This is a genomic window from Asticcacaulis sp. YBE204 (assembly GCF_000495855.1).
Lineage (GTDB): Bacteria > Pseudomonadota > Alphaproteobacteria > Caulobacterales > Caulobacteraceae > Asticcacaulis.
The window spans coordinates 24,006-38,479 of the sequence record NZ_AWGF01000022.1 but is presented as its reverse complement, the minus strand read 5'-3'; the positions used below and the strand labels follow the sequence as shown (position 1 = coordinate 38,479).

The 14,474-nt window shown below is 61.7% G+C and carries 12 protein-coding genes; 7 read left to right on the top strand and 5 right to left on the bottom strand.

Going from position 1 to position 14,474, the window contains the following annotated elements; genetic code table 11:
- The first annotated feature begins 29 nt into the window (after window positions 1–29).
- Both AEYBE204_RS38895 and AEYBE204_RS38890 read left to right on the top strand, forming a co-directional pair.
- Entirely contained in the window at window positions 30–710 is a 681-nt protein-coding gene (locus AEYBE204_RS38895; RefSeq protein ID WP_023464095.1) for an SURF1 family protein, read from the top strand.
- Window positions 707–1,993 carry a pitrilysin family protein gene (locus tag AEYBE204_RS38890; RefSeq protein ID WP_235068276.1) on the top strand — a complete coding sequence of 429 codons (1,287 nt, stop codon included), beginning with the start codon at window positions 707–709 and terminating at the stop codon, window positions 1,991–1,993. The genes AEYBE204_RS38895 and AEYBE204_RS38890 overlap by 4 nt, the downstream gene beginning before the upstream one ends.
- On the opposite strand, the gene AEYBE204_RS38885 is transcribed toward AEYBE204_RS38890, so the two are convergent.
- Complete coding sequence (locus AEYBE204_RS38885) at window positions 1,980–3,146, bottom strand: glycerophosphodiester phosphodiesterase (RefSeq protein WP_023464093.1); 1,167 nt, start codon at window positions 3,144–3,146, stop codon at window positions 1,980–1,982. The genes AEYBE204_RS38890 and AEYBE204_RS38885 overlap by 14 nt on opposite strands.
- 288 nt (window positions 3,147–3,434) lie before the next feature.
- Here AEYBE204_RS38885 and AEYBE204_RS38880 point away from each other — a divergent pair, with 288 nt between their 5' ends.
- Window positions 3,435–5,186 carry a bifunctional diguanylate cyclase/phosphodiesterase gene (locus AEYBE204_RS38880; protein WP_155908517.1) on the top strand — a complete coding sequence of 584 codons (1,752 nt, stop codon included), beginning with the start codon at window positions 3,435–3,437 and terminating at the stop codon, window positions 5,184–5,186.
- Entirely contained in the window at window positions 5,186–5,926 is a 741-nt protein-coding gene (locus AEYBE204_RS0120910) for an SDR family oxidoreductase (RefSeq protein ID WP_031231627.1), read from the top strand. The genes AEYBE204_RS38880 and AEYBE204_RS0120910 overlap by 1 nt, the downstream gene beginning before the upstream one ends.
- On the opposite strand, the gene AEYBE204_RS38875 is transcribed toward AEYBE204_RS0120910, so the two are convergent.
- Window positions 5,923–6,591, bottom strand: coding sequence for a YqgE/AlgH family protein (locus tag AEYBE204_RS38875; RefSeq protein WP_081724769.1), 669 nt, complete (start codon window positions 6,589–6,591; stop codon window positions 5,923–5,925). The two genes, AEYBE204_RS0120910 and AEYBE204_RS38875, sit on opposite strands and share 4 nt — an antisense overlap.
- Window positions 6,592–6,658: 67 nt before the next feature.
- On the opposite strand from AEYBE204_RS38875, the gene AEYBE204_RS38870 reads away from it, so the two are divergent.
- Window positions 6,659–7,141, top strand: coding sequence for a peroxiredoxin (locus tag AEYBE204_RS38870; RefSeq protein WP_023464089.1), 483 nt, complete (start codon window positions 6,659–6,661; stop codon window positions 7,139–7,141).
- 119 nt (window positions 7,142–7,260) lie between these two features.
- On the opposite strand, the gene AEYBE204_RS38865 is transcribed toward AEYBE204_RS38870, so the two are convergent.
- Both AEYBE204_RS38865 and AEYBE204_RS38860 read right to left on the bottom strand, forming a co-directional pair.
- Window positions 7,261–9,045: an acyl-CoA dehydrogenase C-terminal domain-containing protein gene (locus tag AEYBE204_RS38865; RefSeq protein ID WP_023464088.1), complete on the bottom strand. Its 1,785-nt coding sequence runs from the start codon at window positions 9,043–9,045 to the stop codon at window positions 7,261–7,263.
- A 49-nt stretch (window positions 9,046–9,094) separates the two neighbouring features.
- Window positions 9,095–9,508, bottom strand: a complete 414-nt coding sequence (locus tag AEYBE204_RS38860; RefSeq protein WP_023464087.1) for a MerR family DNA-binding transcriptional regulator — start codon at window positions 9,506–9,508, stop codon at window positions 9,095–9,097.
- A 176-nt stretch (window positions 9,509–9,684) separates the two neighbouring features.
- Here AEYBE204_RS38860 and AEYBE204_RS38855 point away from each other — a divergent pair, with 176 nt between their 5' ends.
- Window positions 9,685–11,355 (top strand): lysine--tRNA ligase, encoded by a 1,671-nt coding sequence (locus AEYBE204_RS38855; RefSeq protein WP_023464086.1) that lies wholly within the window; start codon window positions 9,685–9,687, stop codon window positions 11,353–11,355.
- Window positions 11,356–11,409: 54 nt separating this feature from the next.
- Here the strand turns inward: AEYBE204_RS38855 and AEYBE204_RS38850 are convergent, their stop codons facing one another.
- Window positions 11,410–13,083: a methyl-accepting chemotaxis protein gene (locus AEYBE204_RS38850; protein WP_023464085.1), complete on the bottom strand. Its 1,674-nt coding sequence runs from the start codon at window positions 13,081–13,083 to the stop codon at window positions 11,410–11,412.
- 280 nt (window positions 13,084–13,363) lie between these two features.
- Here AEYBE204_RS38850 and AEYBE204_RS38845 point away from each other — a divergent pair, with 280 nt between their 5' ends.
- Window positions 13,364–14,473, top strand: coding sequence for an S-(hydroxymethyl)glutathione dehydrogenase/class III alcohol dehydrogenase (locus AEYBE204_RS38845; protein WP_023464084.1), 1,110 nt, complete (start codon window positions 13,364–13,366; stop codon window positions 14,471–14,473).
- Window position 14,474 lies beyond the last annotated feature (1 nt).

The following is a 14,474-nucleotide window of genomic DNA, read 5'->3' as shown; positions in this document are numbered from 1 at the left end:
GTATCGCTGCGCTCACAGGGGAGGATGTAATGAAGCTGTTCAAAAACCTGCCCTTGGGCCTGACCATCGCGGTCGGCGTGGCGCTGGCCGTGCTGATCGGGCTGGGCACCTGGCAAATGCAGCGCCTGCACTGGAAGCAGCACCTGCTCGCCGATCTGGAGCGCACGCGTCAGATGCCGCCGGTCGCGGCGGAGACTCTGCTCGATCAGGGCGGCGACGTGGCGTGGCGTCAGGTGACCCTGTCCTGCGCCATTGACCCGCATCAGGTCGTCTATATGCATGGAATCGCCGATGACGCGGTCGGGTTCCACACCCTGACCCTGTGCCCTCTGGGCAAGGACGCCATTGTCGCCGACCTCGGCTTCACGCGCACCAAAGGGCAAGTGACCGCGCCGATAACCCTCACCCTGACCGGGCGTTTGCGGCCCTACGAGGCACCGAACGGGTTCACACCGCCGAACGACGCGAAAACCGGCGACTGGTATTCGCGCAACGTTGCCGACCTGTCGAACCTGTGGAACGCGAAACTGCGCGGCGACTATTTCATCGCCGCCAGCCAGCCGGTCGCGCCGGATATAACGCCGGTCGATGCGGCGGCCAACCTGCCCAATCGCCATCTCGAATACGCCCTGACCTGGTATGGGCTGGCGGCGGCGCTGATGGGTGTCTATATAGCGGTGCTGTATCAGCGCGCGCGCAAAGGAATATGATGAGTTTGGTCCCCTTGGGCGTCGGTAATGCCGCCTGCGTAACGCTCGATAACGGTTTGCGGGTCATCCACGACCCGATGCCGGGCCTGAAGACCTTCGCCCTGACTGCGGTTGTCCACGGCGGCGCGCGCTACGAAGCCCCCGAACAGTCCGGCTGGGCGCATCTGGCCGAACACATGGTCTTCAAAGGCGCGGGCAAACGCAGCGCGCGCGAACTGGCCGAGGTCATCGAACATCGGGGCGGTACGATCAACGCCTCGACCGGCTACGAGCACACGCGGTTCGAGGTGCGCGGCATGGCCGACCTGCTACCGCTGGCGGTCGAAGTCGTCGGCGACCTGATGTTCCGCCCGGCGCTGGAAGCCGACGAACTGGAACGCGAAAAGAAGGTCATCGAGCAGGAGATTTCCGAAGCCTTCGACACGCCCGACGACCACGTCTTCGATCTGCTGCAATCGGCCTGTTACGGCGACCATCCCCTGGGCCGTCCGATTCTGGGGACCACGCAAAGTCTGGCGCCCGCGCGCACCGACGCCCTGCGCGACTATATCGGGCAGCTTTATAATCCGTCCGAAATCGTCCTGTGCGTGTCGGGTGGTGTCGAGGCCGAGGCCCTGATCACCGCCGCGCAGACCCATATGGGGGCTGCCGGTCGTCCGCGTCGGGTCGAGGCGAGCCCGCCGCCGTTCACGCCGTCAGCCATTCGCCACGTGCGCAAGATCGAACAAAGCCATCTGACTCTGGCCTTCGAGGGCGTCAGTCGTTACGACGACGATCTTTATGCCTTGAAACTGTTCGGGGAAATCCTCGGCGGCGGTATGGCGTCGCGGCTGTTCCAGCAGGCCCGCGAAGAGCGCGGTCTGGCCTATAGCATCGACGCATGGACGACGCAGTTCCGCGATACGGGCATTTTCGGCATCTATGCCGGGTGCGCGCCGAAGGATGCCGCCGACCTGTGCGAGCTGATCGTCACCGTCATGCGCGACCTGACCCGTGCGCCGCTGGAGGCGGAACTGGAACGCGCGCGGGCGCAGTACAAGACCTCGCTCTACCTGCACGACGAAAACGCGGGGCAACGCGCCGGGACACTCGGCGGGCAATTGCTGACCTATGATAAGGTGTACAGTCTCGATGAGCAGGTGGTGGAACTTGAGGCGGTGACGCTCGACGATCTGAAACGCGTGGGCGAGCGTATTTTGTCGGCGAAGACCTGCGCCTCGGCGATTCTGGGCCCGGCGCTGAAAACCGATCCGCAAAAACGACTCGAAGCTATTTTAGCTTGATCCAAGCATTGCGGGCGGCGACGCCCGTATCGGCAAAGTCGGTGAAGACGCCCTCGATACCCATATCGAACAATTGCCGGAATTCCGCTGCCGGGTCATTCTTATAAGTCGCCGCCAGACGGAAGGCTTCGTTGCGCAGGGTCCAGGTGTGAACCTTGAGGCCCGCCGCATGGGCGTTGCGCACCAGTTCCGTATTGGCGACAATCCGGCAATCCGCGTCCGTGGTTTTGTCAGTTATCGGACCAGTGGCCACGGCCTTGAGCAGGTAGCGCTTCCACGGCGCGACGACGTCGGCATAGGTCGCCACCTCTTTCAGGCCTGCGGGCGTCAACATATCGGCATAGGTACCCTTGCGTCCCGTAGCGGCCCAATCGAACGGCACGGAGGCTCCGACTGCTCCGGTTGCGTAATCGACTTTACCGCCATCGACCAGTTGCACGCGCGGCAGGGGCGACAGGGCCTTGAGGCGTTTCAGACTGTCGGCTTCGAAGGACTGCAAAAAGACCGGCGCACCGACCACGTTCAGGCCGTCGGCAACCAGCGCCGCGACCAGCTTTTCTTCCAGCGGCAGACCGGCCGCGCGGTGCAGGGTCGGGTGCTTGATTTCGATATATAGGCCCACCGTGTGCCCCGCGGTCTTGCGATGATTGCGCACCAGACCGATGACCTCTTCGAGGGTGGGGACTTCAAACTTGTCATTAAAGCTTTGATCGCGCTCGGAAAAGGCCTGACGGGCGCGCAGGGTCTTGATTTCGGCCAGCGTGAAATCGCTGGCGAAAAAATCGGTGATCGACGTGCCGTCAACATTGATCGTGCGCTTGCGGGCGGCGAATTCCGGTTTGTCGGCGACGTCGGTGGTGCCGGACAACATGGGCTCATGGCGGCAGATCAGCACGCCGTCCTTCGTCGACACCACATCGGGCTCGATATAGTCGGCGCCCATCGAAATGGCCAGATCGTAGCTGGCCAGGGTATGTTCCGGGCGGTAGCCGCTGGCGCCGCGGTGGGCGATGATCAGGGGGCGGGAAGATGGCACAGCACGCTCGGCGGCAAACGAGGAGCCGAGCACAGCACCGGTCGCCAGAACCGCGCCGCTTCCGGCCAGACAGGCGAAAGTAAACCGACGGCGCGTAGGGTCAACAGGGTTCGGCATCGGAAACGCTCCGCAACTACGATTCCCTGTATGTAACGGCGTGTCATGACACAGGCATGACGATTGCCTGTCTCCGGCTTTTACCCTACAGTCGTAAAACGAAAGAGCAGAAATTATAACGATAAGATCGCGTTTCATCGGTGAAACAAGTCTGTTCTTAGATGAAAATAAACACATTTTGCGTACAGAATCGTATGAAACGTTTTTTGGCGGAATGTGTGTATGTCGAACGTCAATTTATTCGGTTTTCGCGGTTCGGCCCTACTGAAAGCCGCGTCAGGAAATGAGATGAAGTTTTCACCCAAGTCCGAAGGGGCGGGGACGCGCTCAGCGGGGCTGGTCATGGGGGCGCTCGACGCCGCCGGACAGGTGGCGTGGCGCTACGATCTCATGCGCGCCCGTTTCGAACTGAGCGGAAAGTTGCCGCATGCCGATCTGAGCGGCGGCAAGGAACGCGTCGGTCTGTCCGATCTGGCGGCACATTTCGATCTGCGTGAAATGGAAACCCTGAGCGCTGCGCTTAAACAGGCCGCGTCCGGGCAAGCGGTCAAGGGATCGGGGCTTGAGGCGGGGGAACTGCTGTGCCTGATCACCACGCGCTCAAAGCGTCTGCTGTGCTTCCGCGGCCGTCGCAGCGCCTCGGCGGGCAGTATTCTGGGGACGCTCAGCGACCTGACCGAAGAGGTCAAACGCCTGATGAATGCCGATACGACCGAAGATTACGGCGAATTCAACGTCCATGACCTGCATATCGATCCGCTGACCGGGCTTTATAACCGTCAGGGGTTCCTCAAGGCGGCGCAGGTCATGCTGCGTTTGCCGGGAGATTACGATCTGGTCGTCGGCGATCTCAACCGTTTCCGCCGCCTGAACGAGGCGCTGGGGCACGAGCGCGCCGATCTGGTTCTGTCGATTCTGGGGCAGCGTCTGCGCGAAGTGTTCGACGATACCGCCGTCGTGGCGCGTCTGGGCGAAGACGAATTCGCCGTCCTGACGACGCGCGGTTTTCCCCGCGTGTCAGAGCGGATGCGGCTGGGGCTGGAGCGCGCCATCAGTGTCGCCGGGTTCGACATTCACCCGACCTTTTCGATGGGCGCCGTGTCGGTCGAAGGCGGTGAGGGCGCGCTGGACAGCGGCGAACTCCTGCGTCGCGCCGAGATGGCCGTCGAAGCCGCGCAGCAAAAGGGCGCCGGCGGGGTGGCGTCGTACAAGCGCGATCTGGAAAGCGACGGCCTGACGCAGCTGGCGATGGAGGCCGAACTGCGCAAGGCCTTCGTCAGCGGCGAAATCTGCGCCTGGTATCAGCCGATCGTCGATCTCAAAACCGGTGTCATCGCCGGGTTCGAGGCGCTGGCGCGCTGGGTACACCCTAAGCGTGGTATCGTGCCGCCGGACGAGTTTCTGGGACTGGCCCGCGATCTGGGGCTGCTGTGCGACCTGTCGACCATCATGATGAGCAGCACGGTCAAGACCCTCGCCAAATGGCGCACGCAATACGGTCTGGCCGATACGTTTTTCATCAGCGTCAACCTGTCTTCGGCCGATATCGAACGGTCGCACCTGGTTGAGGATGTGTCGCGTCTAATCCGCGACAACGATCTGCCGCTCAAGGCGCTCAAGCTGGAGGTCACCGAAAGCGACGTCATGCGCGATCCGCAGGCGGCGGCACGGATACTCGAATCGCTGCGTGATGCGGGCGCGGGGATCGCACTCGATGATTTCGGCACGGGCTTCTCGTCGCTCAGCTATCTGGCGCGTTTGCCGTTCGACACGTTGAAAATAGATCGCTCGTTCGTCATCACGATGAAGACCGAGCAATCGTCGGAAAAGATCGTTCGATCAATATTGACTTTGGGCCGCGATCTGGGGCTCGACGTGGTCGCCGAAGGGGTCGAGGACATGGAACTGGCCGACCGTCTGGCGGGGCTGGGCTGCGACTTTGGGCAGGGCTGGGGCTACGCCAAGGCGCTCAAGGTCGCCGATGCCGAGGTCTTCATGGCGCGTTCTCTGGGTCAGGATATCAAGGGTAATGTCGCCTGATGAGTGGGCCCGTCGCGCTGGTCACGGGAGCGGGCAGCGGTATCGGCCGCGCCGTAGCCGTTGGATTAGCGCAAGCCGGGTGGCGGCTGGTTCTCGCGGGACGGCGTCGCGAGGCGCTTGAGGAAACGCAGGCTCTAATCGGTGCGGGGCGGGTTGTTCCAGCGGATGTTGCCGATGAGACTTCGGTGATAGCTTTGTTTCAGAAGATCGAAGCCGAATATGGCCGTCTCGACCTTCTGTTCAACAATGCCGGACGCAGCGCCCCCGCGGTGCCGCTAAACGAATTGCCAGTTTCTGAACTAAGAAATCTGATCGATATCAATATATTCGGTGCGTTTCTTTGCGCGAGGGCGGCGTTCGGTCTGATGCGCCGTCAAGCACCGCAGGGCGGTCGGATTATCAATAATGGATCGGTCTCGGCCTATGGCCCGCGCCCGTTTTCGGCGCCCTACACGGCATCGAAGCACGCCATCACGGGGCTGACCAAGTCGCTGATTCTCGACGGGCGCGCGTGGGGCATTACCGCCTCGCAGATCGACATCGGTAACGCCATAACCGACATGTCGGCGAAAATGGAGACCGGCGTCCTGCAAGCTGACGGCAGCCTTAAGCCCGAACCGCGCATCGACTTGGCGCATGTGGTGAAAACCGTCGTCCACATGGCTGGCTTGCCACCGGAGGCCAATATGCCCTTTGTGACCGTCATGGCCACCGACATGCCGCTCTATGGTCGGGGTTAGGCTTTACCGGAGAGGTGGCTGAGATGCTCGGGTGCAATGCCCAGCGTTTTCAAGGCGCTTTGCCAGATATGTTCAGGATCGTGCGAGAAGAGAATTTCATGGCTAGCCGGGGCGACCAGCCAGGCATTGTCGCGGATTTCGGCCTCTAATTGCCCGGCGCCCCACCCGGCATAGCCAAGCGCGATCAGGGCTTTTGACGGCCCGGTGCCCTTGGACAGGTCGACCAGAATATCGCGCGACACGGTCAGGCCGACGCCGCGCCGGACCTCCAGCGTCTCCGGATCGACATTGAGCGGCAGGGTGATGTCGTCGATGAAGTAGTCGAGGCTGTGCAGAACGAAGCCGCGGTCATTCTGCACCGGCCCGCCATTATAGATACTGTGATCGGTCTGGCTTTCGTCGGTGATCTCTATACCCAACTCGTCCATCATGCGCGTGAAACTCAGGCCCGCGATCGGCTGGTTGAGGATGATGCCCATCGCCGATTCTTCGTCGTGCTGGCACAGATAGATGACGGAGTGATCGAAGTTCGGATCGTCGAGGCCGGGCATGGCCACCAGCAGCCGTCCCTGAAGGGTGGCGGTTTCGGTCGGATCGGAAGGGCTTTGGGCGCTCATGGCCGCAAGATGGAGGGCGACAATCCTTGTGGCAAGAAAAAAGAGCATAAAGGCCCTTGGCGCGCTGCGCGCACCGGCCTTATAACACCCTTCTTTCTATAGAGGATTATGCACCATGACGATCCAACCCGGCGACAAACTGCCCGAAGTCAAGTTCTCGTCGCCCGCCGAAGAGGGCCTGAAGTCCCTGACCACGTCCGAAGTCTTTGCGGGCAAGCGCGTCGTTCTGTTCGCCGTGCCGGGCGCCTTTACGCCGACCTGTTCGGCGCGTCACCTGCCGGGATATCGCGACCAGACGAAAGCCTTCAAATTCAAGAAGATCGATCTCATCGCCTGCACCAGCGTCAATGATGGATTCGTAATGAAGGCCTGGGCCAAGGATCAGGGCATCACCGACGAAGTGCTGATGCTGGGTGACGGCAACGGCGAATTCGCCGACGGCGTCGGCCTGACCATGGATGCGTCGGGTTTCGGTATGGGCAAGCGCTCGCAGCGCTACGCCATGATCGTCAATGATGGCGTCGTCGAACAAGTCTTCGTCGAAGCGCCGGGCGAGTTCAAGGTCTCGTCGGCGGATTACGTTCTGGAACAGCTTTAAGGATTCAAGGTCGTGGGGTCGCAGACCCCACACCCCCTAACCGACAAAATGAAAGGCCGGAGTCTACACTCCGGCCTTTCATTTTGCTCCAAGTGACGGGTGCAGGGCCTGTGGCCCTGCTAAAACTCTTCATCTTCCAGTGCGAACAAATCCTCCGCCCCGGCCTTCATCCGTTGCAGGTGCGCGTCGGCTTCGGGCAGGATGCGGTCGAGGAACACACGACCGACCTTGAGCTTGGTGGCGTAGTAGGGATCGGTCGACCCGGCGTCGATGGCGGCCTGTGCCTGTTCGGCCATCATCGCCCACATATAGGCCAGCGAGGTCAGGCCGAAGATGTGCAGATAGTCGAGCGAGCCTGCGGCGGCGGCGTCCGGATTGCCCATGCCGTTCTGCATCAGCCACATTGTGCCGTCCATCAGCTTCGCCTTGGTCTCCTTGAGGCCCTTGACGAAGGCCGGGACCTTGCCGGCTTCGTGCTCGGCGACATAGGCATCGATCTCGCCGAAGAAGGTCATCACCGAACGCCCGCCCTTGGACGGCAGCTTGCGACCGACGAGGTCGAGGGCCTGCACGCCGTTGGTGCCTTCGTAGATCAGGGTGATGCGGATATCGCGCATATATTGCGAGGCCGGGAAGTGTTCGGTGAAGCCTGACCCGCCGTGGACCTGCATCGAATCCTGCGTGACCTTGAGGCCTTTTTCGGTCAGGAAGGCTTTGATAACCGGCGTCAGCAAGCCCATGTAATCGCTGGCTTTTTCGCGCGTGGCTTCATCTTCCGAGCCCTTCGCCAGATCGGCCTGCAACGACACCCAGGTCAGGAAGGCGCGACCGCCTTCGAGCAGGGCGCGGCTTTCCAGCAGCATCCGGCGCACGTCGGGGTGGACGAGGATCGAGTCGGCGGGCTTGTCAGGCGATTTCGGGCCGGTGAGGGCGCGGCCCTGCAAGCGGTCCTTGGCGAATTCGACGGCGGCGACGTGGCTGGCGTGGCCGATGGCGAGGCCCTGAAGGCCGACGCCGAGGCGGGCATTGTTCATCATGTAGAACATGATTTTCAGGCCTTCGTGGGCGTTGCCGAGCAGCCAGCCCTTGGCGTCCTCATAGACCATGACGCAGGTCGAATTGCCGTGGATGCCCATCTTGTGCTCAAGACCGGCGCATTGCAGGCTGTTGCGTTCGCCGGTATTGCCGTCGACATCGGGAATGAACTTTGGGACGAGGAACAGCGAGATGCCCTTGACGCCTGCGGGACCGCCTTCGATACGGGCGAGGACGAGGTGACAGATATTGCTGGTGAAATCGTGTTCGCCCGCCGAAATCCAGATCTTCTGGCCGGTGATTTTGTAAGTACCGTCGGCGTCCGGCACGGCCTTTGAGCGCAGCAGGCCGAGATCGGTGCCGCAGTGCGGCTCGGTCAGGTTCATGGTGCCCGACCATTCACCGCTGATCAGTTTTGGCAGATAGAGGTCGCGCAGCTCGTCCGTGCCGCCCGCCGTCAGGGCCGCTACGGCGCCGTCGGTCAAGCCGGGGTACATGGCAAAGGCCGACGACGCACCGGTGAGCATTTCCGAATAGGCCGTCGACACGACATGCGGAAGGCCTTGGCCGCCGTATTTCGGATCGCCGCCCAAAGCGGGCCATCCGGCCTCGACCATCTGCTGATAGGCTTCCTTATAGCCCTTCGGCGCGGTGACCGTATGATCGGGGTGCAGGACGCAGCCCTCCTTGTCGCCAGGACCATTCAACGGAGCGACGACCTCTTCGGTGAAGCGCGCGCCTTCTTCGAGGATGGCGGCGATCAGATCGGGCGAGGCTTCCTCGAAGCCTTTCAGGTTCGAATACTGTTCGATCTTGAACACGTCATTGAACAGGAACTGATAGTCGCGCACGGGGGCCTTATACGGCATGGATAACTCCTGACGATTGATCTTAATTATAGCAGGGAAAGGATTGGATTCAGGCGGTTTTCAGATCGCTGTCAGTTTTTACCGACTCATGGCGTTCTATCTCGCCTTCCATCCAGGCGCAGCCTTCGGTCATGTCCTTGATCGCCTGATCGATGTCTTCGCGCTGGCGCTTTAGCGTCTCGATCTGGGCGTGATACTTGGCGACCGTGGCGCGCATCTGCTTCACGCCGCGGTCTTCGCGGTTGTAGAGATCGAGGATTTCATGGATTTCGATCAGGGAAAAGCCCATGCGCTTACCGCGCAGGATGATCTTGAGCCGCGCCCGGTCGCGCGCCGAATAGATGCGCGTCTGCCCCTTGCGTTCGGGATTGATCAGGCCCTTGTCCTCATAGAAGCGCAAAGCGCGGGCGGTGACGTCGAATTCCTTGGAAAGCTGACGGATAGTGTAGGTACGCATGTCCATGTGTGACCCCCTGTAGGTCGGTGAATGTTTGCGCGTTTTGTAGCGCTTAATTTACGTTTACGTAAACGTACACCCGATGCCCGGTTGTCGTCAATAGGGGCCAAATCAATTGACGCGTGAAGGCCGACGCCTTAAAGCCAGCCCTGGTTTTCATATCCTGAAAGGTGTGCCTCACAGTGTCCTCCGAACTGACCGTCCTCGCGCAAACCGGCCGTGCCTGGCCGTTCGAGCAAGCCCGCAATCTGATTGCGCGCGTGCTGAAAACGCGTCTGAAGGATCAGGCGGAGCAAAAACGGGCGCAGGAATTAATTACCGCAGGCAAGACCGACGAGGCGCTGGCCGCGTTCGAGGCGCTGAACCGTCCGGTGATCTTCGAGACCGGCTACGGACCGTCAGGCTTGCCGCACATCGGCACCTTCGGCGAAGTGGCGCGCACGACCATGGTCCGTCAGGCCTTTACGGCCCTGACCGGCGGGCACTGGGCAACGCGCCTGATCTCGTTTTCTGACGACATGGACGGCCTGCGCAAGGTGCCGGAGGGTATTCCCAATGCCGACATCTTGCGCGAAGACCTCTATAAGCCGCTGACCGTGGTGCGCGACCCGTTCGGGACGCACGACTCGTTCGGCGCGCACAATAATGCCCGTTTGCGGGCCTTCCTCGACTCGTTCGGTTTCGATTACGAGTTCAAGTCGGCGACGGACGCCTACAAGTCGGGTGAGTTCGACGCGACGCTGTTGCGGGCGCTGGAGCGGTTCGACGACATCCAGAAGGTCATGTTGCCGACGCTCGGGCCGGATCGCCGCGCGACCTATTCGCCGTTCCTGCCGATTTCGCCGAAGACCGGCCATGTGCTGCAAGTGCCGACGCTGGAGCGCAATGTCGAAAAAGGCACCATCGTTTTCGAGGAAAACGGCGAGAAGTTCGAGGTCCCCGTCACCGGCGGCCACGTCAAGATGCAGTGGAAGCCCGACTGGGCCATGCGCTGGGCTGCCCTGGGCGTCGACTACGAGATGGCTGGCAAGGACCTGATCGACTCGGTCAAGGTGTCGTCGCAGGTGTGCAAGGTGCTGGGCGGGACACCGCCGGAAGGCTTCAACTACGAACTGTTCCTTGACGAGGCTGGTCAAAAGATTTCCAAGTCGAAGGGCAACGGCCTGACCATGGAAGACTGGCTGCGTTACGGCGCGCCGGAATCGCTGGCCTACTACATGTTCCAGTCGCCGAAATCGGCCAAGAAACTCTATTTCGACGTCATTCCGCGGGCCACGGACGAGTTCTTCCAGCAGATGGACGCCTTCCCGAAGCAGGAACTGGCCAAGCAGATCGAAAACCCGGTGTGGTTCGTCCTTCGCGGCGAGACCGGCATTCAAAGCCCGCCGGTCACCTTCGGCCTTATGCTCAACCTCGTTTCGGCGGCCAATGCCTCGGACAAGGAGACCCTGTGGGGTTTCCTGCGCGCCTATATTCCGGGGGCGACGCCCGAAAGCGAGCCGGTGCTCGACCGTCTGGCCGGCTATGCGCTGAACTATTTCGAAGACTTCGTGAAACCGTCGAAGACGTTCCGTCTGCCGGACGACCGCGAAAAGGCGGCGCTGATCGACCTGCGTGATCGCTTTGCGGCGCTCGACCCCGAAACGCGTGACGCCGAGGCGATCCAGAACCTTGTCTTCGAGGTCGGAAAGGTTCACGAATTCGAGCCCTTACGTGCGTGGTTTCAGGCGCTGTACGAAGTGCTTCTGGGCCAATCGCAAGGCCCGCGCTTCGGGTCGTTCGTGGCGATCTTCGGGCTGGGGCGCACGATCGCCTTGCTCGATCAGGGCATCAAGGGCGAACTGGTTAGTTAAACGAAAAATGCCCCCTGACCTGTGTCAGGGGGCATTTTTGTTCAAGTGTCTGACTTACGCGGCGCGCAGGCGCTTCACAAAAGCGACGACCTCGCCTTGCAGGTCGGCCGAGCGTTCCTCCAGTTCCGACGACAGCCCCAGCAGTTGCTGGGCGGCATGGCCGGTCATCTGAGCCGCCTGATCGACGCCGGAGATATGACCGGTGACGTCGCGGGTGCCGGTCGCGGCGCGGTGGGTGTTGGACGCGATTTCCTGCGTCGCACCACCCTGTTGCTCGACCGAGGCGGCGATTGAACCGGTCAGGGTGCCGATGGTCTCGATCGTCTTCACAATGGCGTCGATCGAGCCGACGGTGGTCGCGGTCGCCGACTGGATTTCAGCGATCTTGCCACGAATATCGTCAGTGGCACGGGCCGTCTGCTGGGCCAGTTGCTTGACCTCGGACGCCACGACGGCAAAACCCTTGCCCGCTTCACCGGCACGCGCCGATTCGATGGTGGCGTTGAGCGCCAGCAGGTTGGTCTGGGCGGCGATGGCCTGAATCAGGTTGATGACCTCGCCGATCTGCTGAGCAGCGGTCGACAGGACCTGAATGGCAGCCTCGGTCTTTTGCGCTTCGATGACGGCGGTGCGGGTCACTTCCGAGGTGCGGATGACCTGCTGGTTGATCTCGCCGACGCTGGCCGACAGTTCTTCCGTCGCGGCAGCGACGTTTTGCACATTGTTGGCGGCGTCCACGGCGGCCTGCGACACCGAGGCGGCGCGGGTCGAGGTGTCTTCCGCGGTCTCGTTCAGGCCGCGGGCGGCTTCGGCCACCGTGCGCGACGAGGAGATGAAGCGCGTGGCGAGGTCGCCCATATGCTTTTCGAACTCGGACGCGATGCGGTTGCGCTCGGCCATCAGCTCCTGATAGGCGCGCTTTTCATTGTGCTGCTGTTCGATCTTGAGTTGCTCGGCCTCGGCGGCGCGGTCACGCAGGACACGGATCGAGCGCCAGAGGCTGCCGATTTCGTCCTTGGCGGTGCGTTCCGGGATCACCGTGTCGAAGGCGCCTTCGGAAATGCGCGTCACGCTGGCGTCGATGTCGGCGAGGGGGCGCGAAATGACGCGGATGGCCATCCACAGCGACACCGCCAGTAGCGCCAGAATGCCGGTGACCGCCAGGGCCAGGAACAGCCCGGCGCGGGTTTCGTTATACTTGGTCACCGCCGCCTGAGAGGTCTCAAGGTCGGTTCGGATAACCTCGACCATGGCGTCGATGTCTTTCTGGAACCCGGCGCGGTTATTGCGGTTGGCATCGTTATTGCCGAGCAGGTTGGCTTCCTGAGGGGCGACGTCTCGACCGACGCGGGCGATTTCGCGGCGGAAGGCGATGAATTCGGTCGCCTTGGCGTCCACGGCGGCGAAGGTCGACAGTTCACCGGGGGCCAGCTTGGCTTTCCAGTCAGTCAGAAGCGTCTGAACGTCGTCGAGGCCTTTGTCGACCCCGTCGGCGAATTTTCTGGCCTTGTCGGTGGTTTCGGCCATATAGACGCCGCGCGATTCCATTACGACCTGCGTCACGAGGCGGTTCAGCCGCTCGCCATTATAGGCGTTCTCATAGGCGTGACCGTACTGGGTCATCATGCGATTGTAATCGGTAATGGTGGCCAGGCCGAGGCCGGTGATCGCCGACGCGACGACCGCAAAGGCGGCGACCAGCGACAGAATCTTGAATCTGATCTTCATAATCTTACCCCGCCCATAGATATGGGCCTGCTCGAACGCGCCTGTCTCACCTCAGGCTGAAATCTGCGGGTATATAACCCGGTTACAGGATGTACGCCGTCATCCTTAACAATTCCTGTAGAAGCCGGGAAAGCGTAGGAATTACAAATATGTACGGCCTGTCTGCAATATCTGAGATTGCAATCATGCACGGCTATTGAAGCGTGTCCGGGGCTTTTGACTTGCAGCGAGGTAACCGGACGCCCTAAGTTACGCGGAGTTGAAGATCAGGAGCACCGCCATGAAAACCCGCGCCGCCGTCGCCTTTGAGGCCAAGAAGCCGCTGGAAATCGTCGAGGTTGATCTTGACGGGCCGCGCCACGGTGAAGTGCTGGTCGAAATCAAGGCCACAGGGGTGTGCCACACCGACGCCTATACGCTGGACGGGCTCGATTCGGAGGGCCTGTTCCCCTCGATCCTCGGCCACGAAGGCGCGGGCGTGGTGCTTGAGGTCGGTCCGGGCGTCACATCGCTCAAGCCGGGCGACCACGTCATCCCGCTCTATACGCCCGAATGCCGTCAGTGCAAGTCGTGCCTCAGCCGCAAGACCAACCTGTGTACGGCGATTCGCGGCACGCAGGGCAAGGGCCTGATGCCCGACGGTACCTCGCGTTTTTCCTATAAGGGGCAGGCGATCCATCATTATATGGGCTGCTCGACCTTTGCCAATCATACGGTCCTGCCGGAAATCGCGCTGGCGAAAATCCGCCCCGACGCGCCGTTCGACAAGGCCTGCTATATCGGTTGCGGCGTGACCACCGGCGTCGGCGCGGTGATCCATACGGCGCAGGTCGAACCGGGCGCCAATGCCGTGGTCTTCGGTCTTGGTGGCATCGGGCTCAACGTCATTCAGGGGCTCAAGCTGGTCGGCGCGGACAAGATCATCGGCGTGGACCTTAACGACAGCAAGGCCGAGTGGGGCGAGCGCTTCGGCATGACCCACTTCGTCAACCCGCTGAAAGTGCAGGGGGATATCGTGGCGCATCTGGTCGAGCTGACCGGCGGCGGGGCAGACTACACCTTCGACTGCACCGGCAATGTCGACGTCATGCGTCAGGCGCTGGAGGCTTGCCATCGCGGCTGGGGCGAGAGCATCGTCATCGGGGTGGCCCCGGCGGGCGCCGAGATCAAGACCCGTCCGTTCCAGTTGGTCACCGGGCGCGTGTGGAAGGGCTCGGCCTTCGGCGGCGCGCGCGGCCGTACCGACGTGCCGAAGATCGTCGACTGGTATATGGACGGCAAGATCGAGATCGACCCGATGATCACTCACACCCTGCCGCTGGAGCGCATCAATGAGGCCTTCGACCTCATGCACGCTGGTGAATCGATCCGTTCGGTCATAGTGTTCTAAG

Excerpts from the sequence above, each read along its gene's own strand:
- AEYBE204_RS38895 (WP_023464095.1), top strand. The coding sequence starts at position 30 with ATGAAGCTGTTCAAAAACCTGCCCTTGGGCCTGACCATCGCGGTCGGC.
- AEYBE204_RS38890 (WP_235068276.1), top strand. The coding sequence starts at position 707 with ATGATGAGTTTGGTCCCCTTGGGCGTCGGTAATGCCGCCTGCGTAACG.
- AEYBE204_RS38885 (WP_023464093.1), bottom strand. The coding sequence starts at position 3,146 with ATGCCGAACCCTGTTGACCCTACGCGCCGTCGGTTTACTTTCGCCTGT.
- AEYBE204_RS38880 (WP_155908517.1), top strand. The coding sequence starts at position 3,435 with ATGAAGTTTTCACCCAAGTCCGAAGGGGCGGGGACGCGCTCAGCGGGG.
- AEYBE204_RS0120910 (WP_031231627.1), top strand. The coding sequence starts at position 5,186 with ATGAGTGGGCCCGTCGCGCTGGTCACGGGAGCGGGCAGCGGTATCGGC.
- AEYBE204_RS38875 (WP_081724769.1), bottom strand. The coding sequence starts at position 6,591 with ATGCTCTTTTTTCTTGCCACAAGGATTGTCGCCCTCCATCTTGCGGCC.
- AEYBE204_RS38870 (WP_023464089.1), top strand. The coding sequence starts at position 6,659 with ATGACGATCCAACCCGGCGACAAACTGCCCGAAGTCAAGTTCTCGTCG.
- AEYBE204_RS38865 (WP_023464088.1), bottom strand. The coding sequence starts at position 9,045 with ATGCCGTATAAGGCCCCCGTGCGCGACTATCAGTTCCTGTTCAATGAC.
- AEYBE204_RS38860 (WP_023464087.1), bottom strand. The coding sequence starts at position 9,508 with ATGGACATGCGTACCTACACTATCCGTCAGCTTTCCAAGGAATTCGAC.
- AEYBE204_RS38850 (WP_023464085.1), bottom strand. The coding sequence starts at position 13,083 with ATGAAGATCAGATTCAAGATTCTGTCGCTGGTCGCCGCCTTTGCGGTC.
- AEYBE204_RS38845 (WP_023464084.1), top strand. The coding sequence starts at position 13,364 with ATGAAAACCCGCGCCGCCGTCGCCTTTGAGGCCAAGAAGCCGCTGGAA.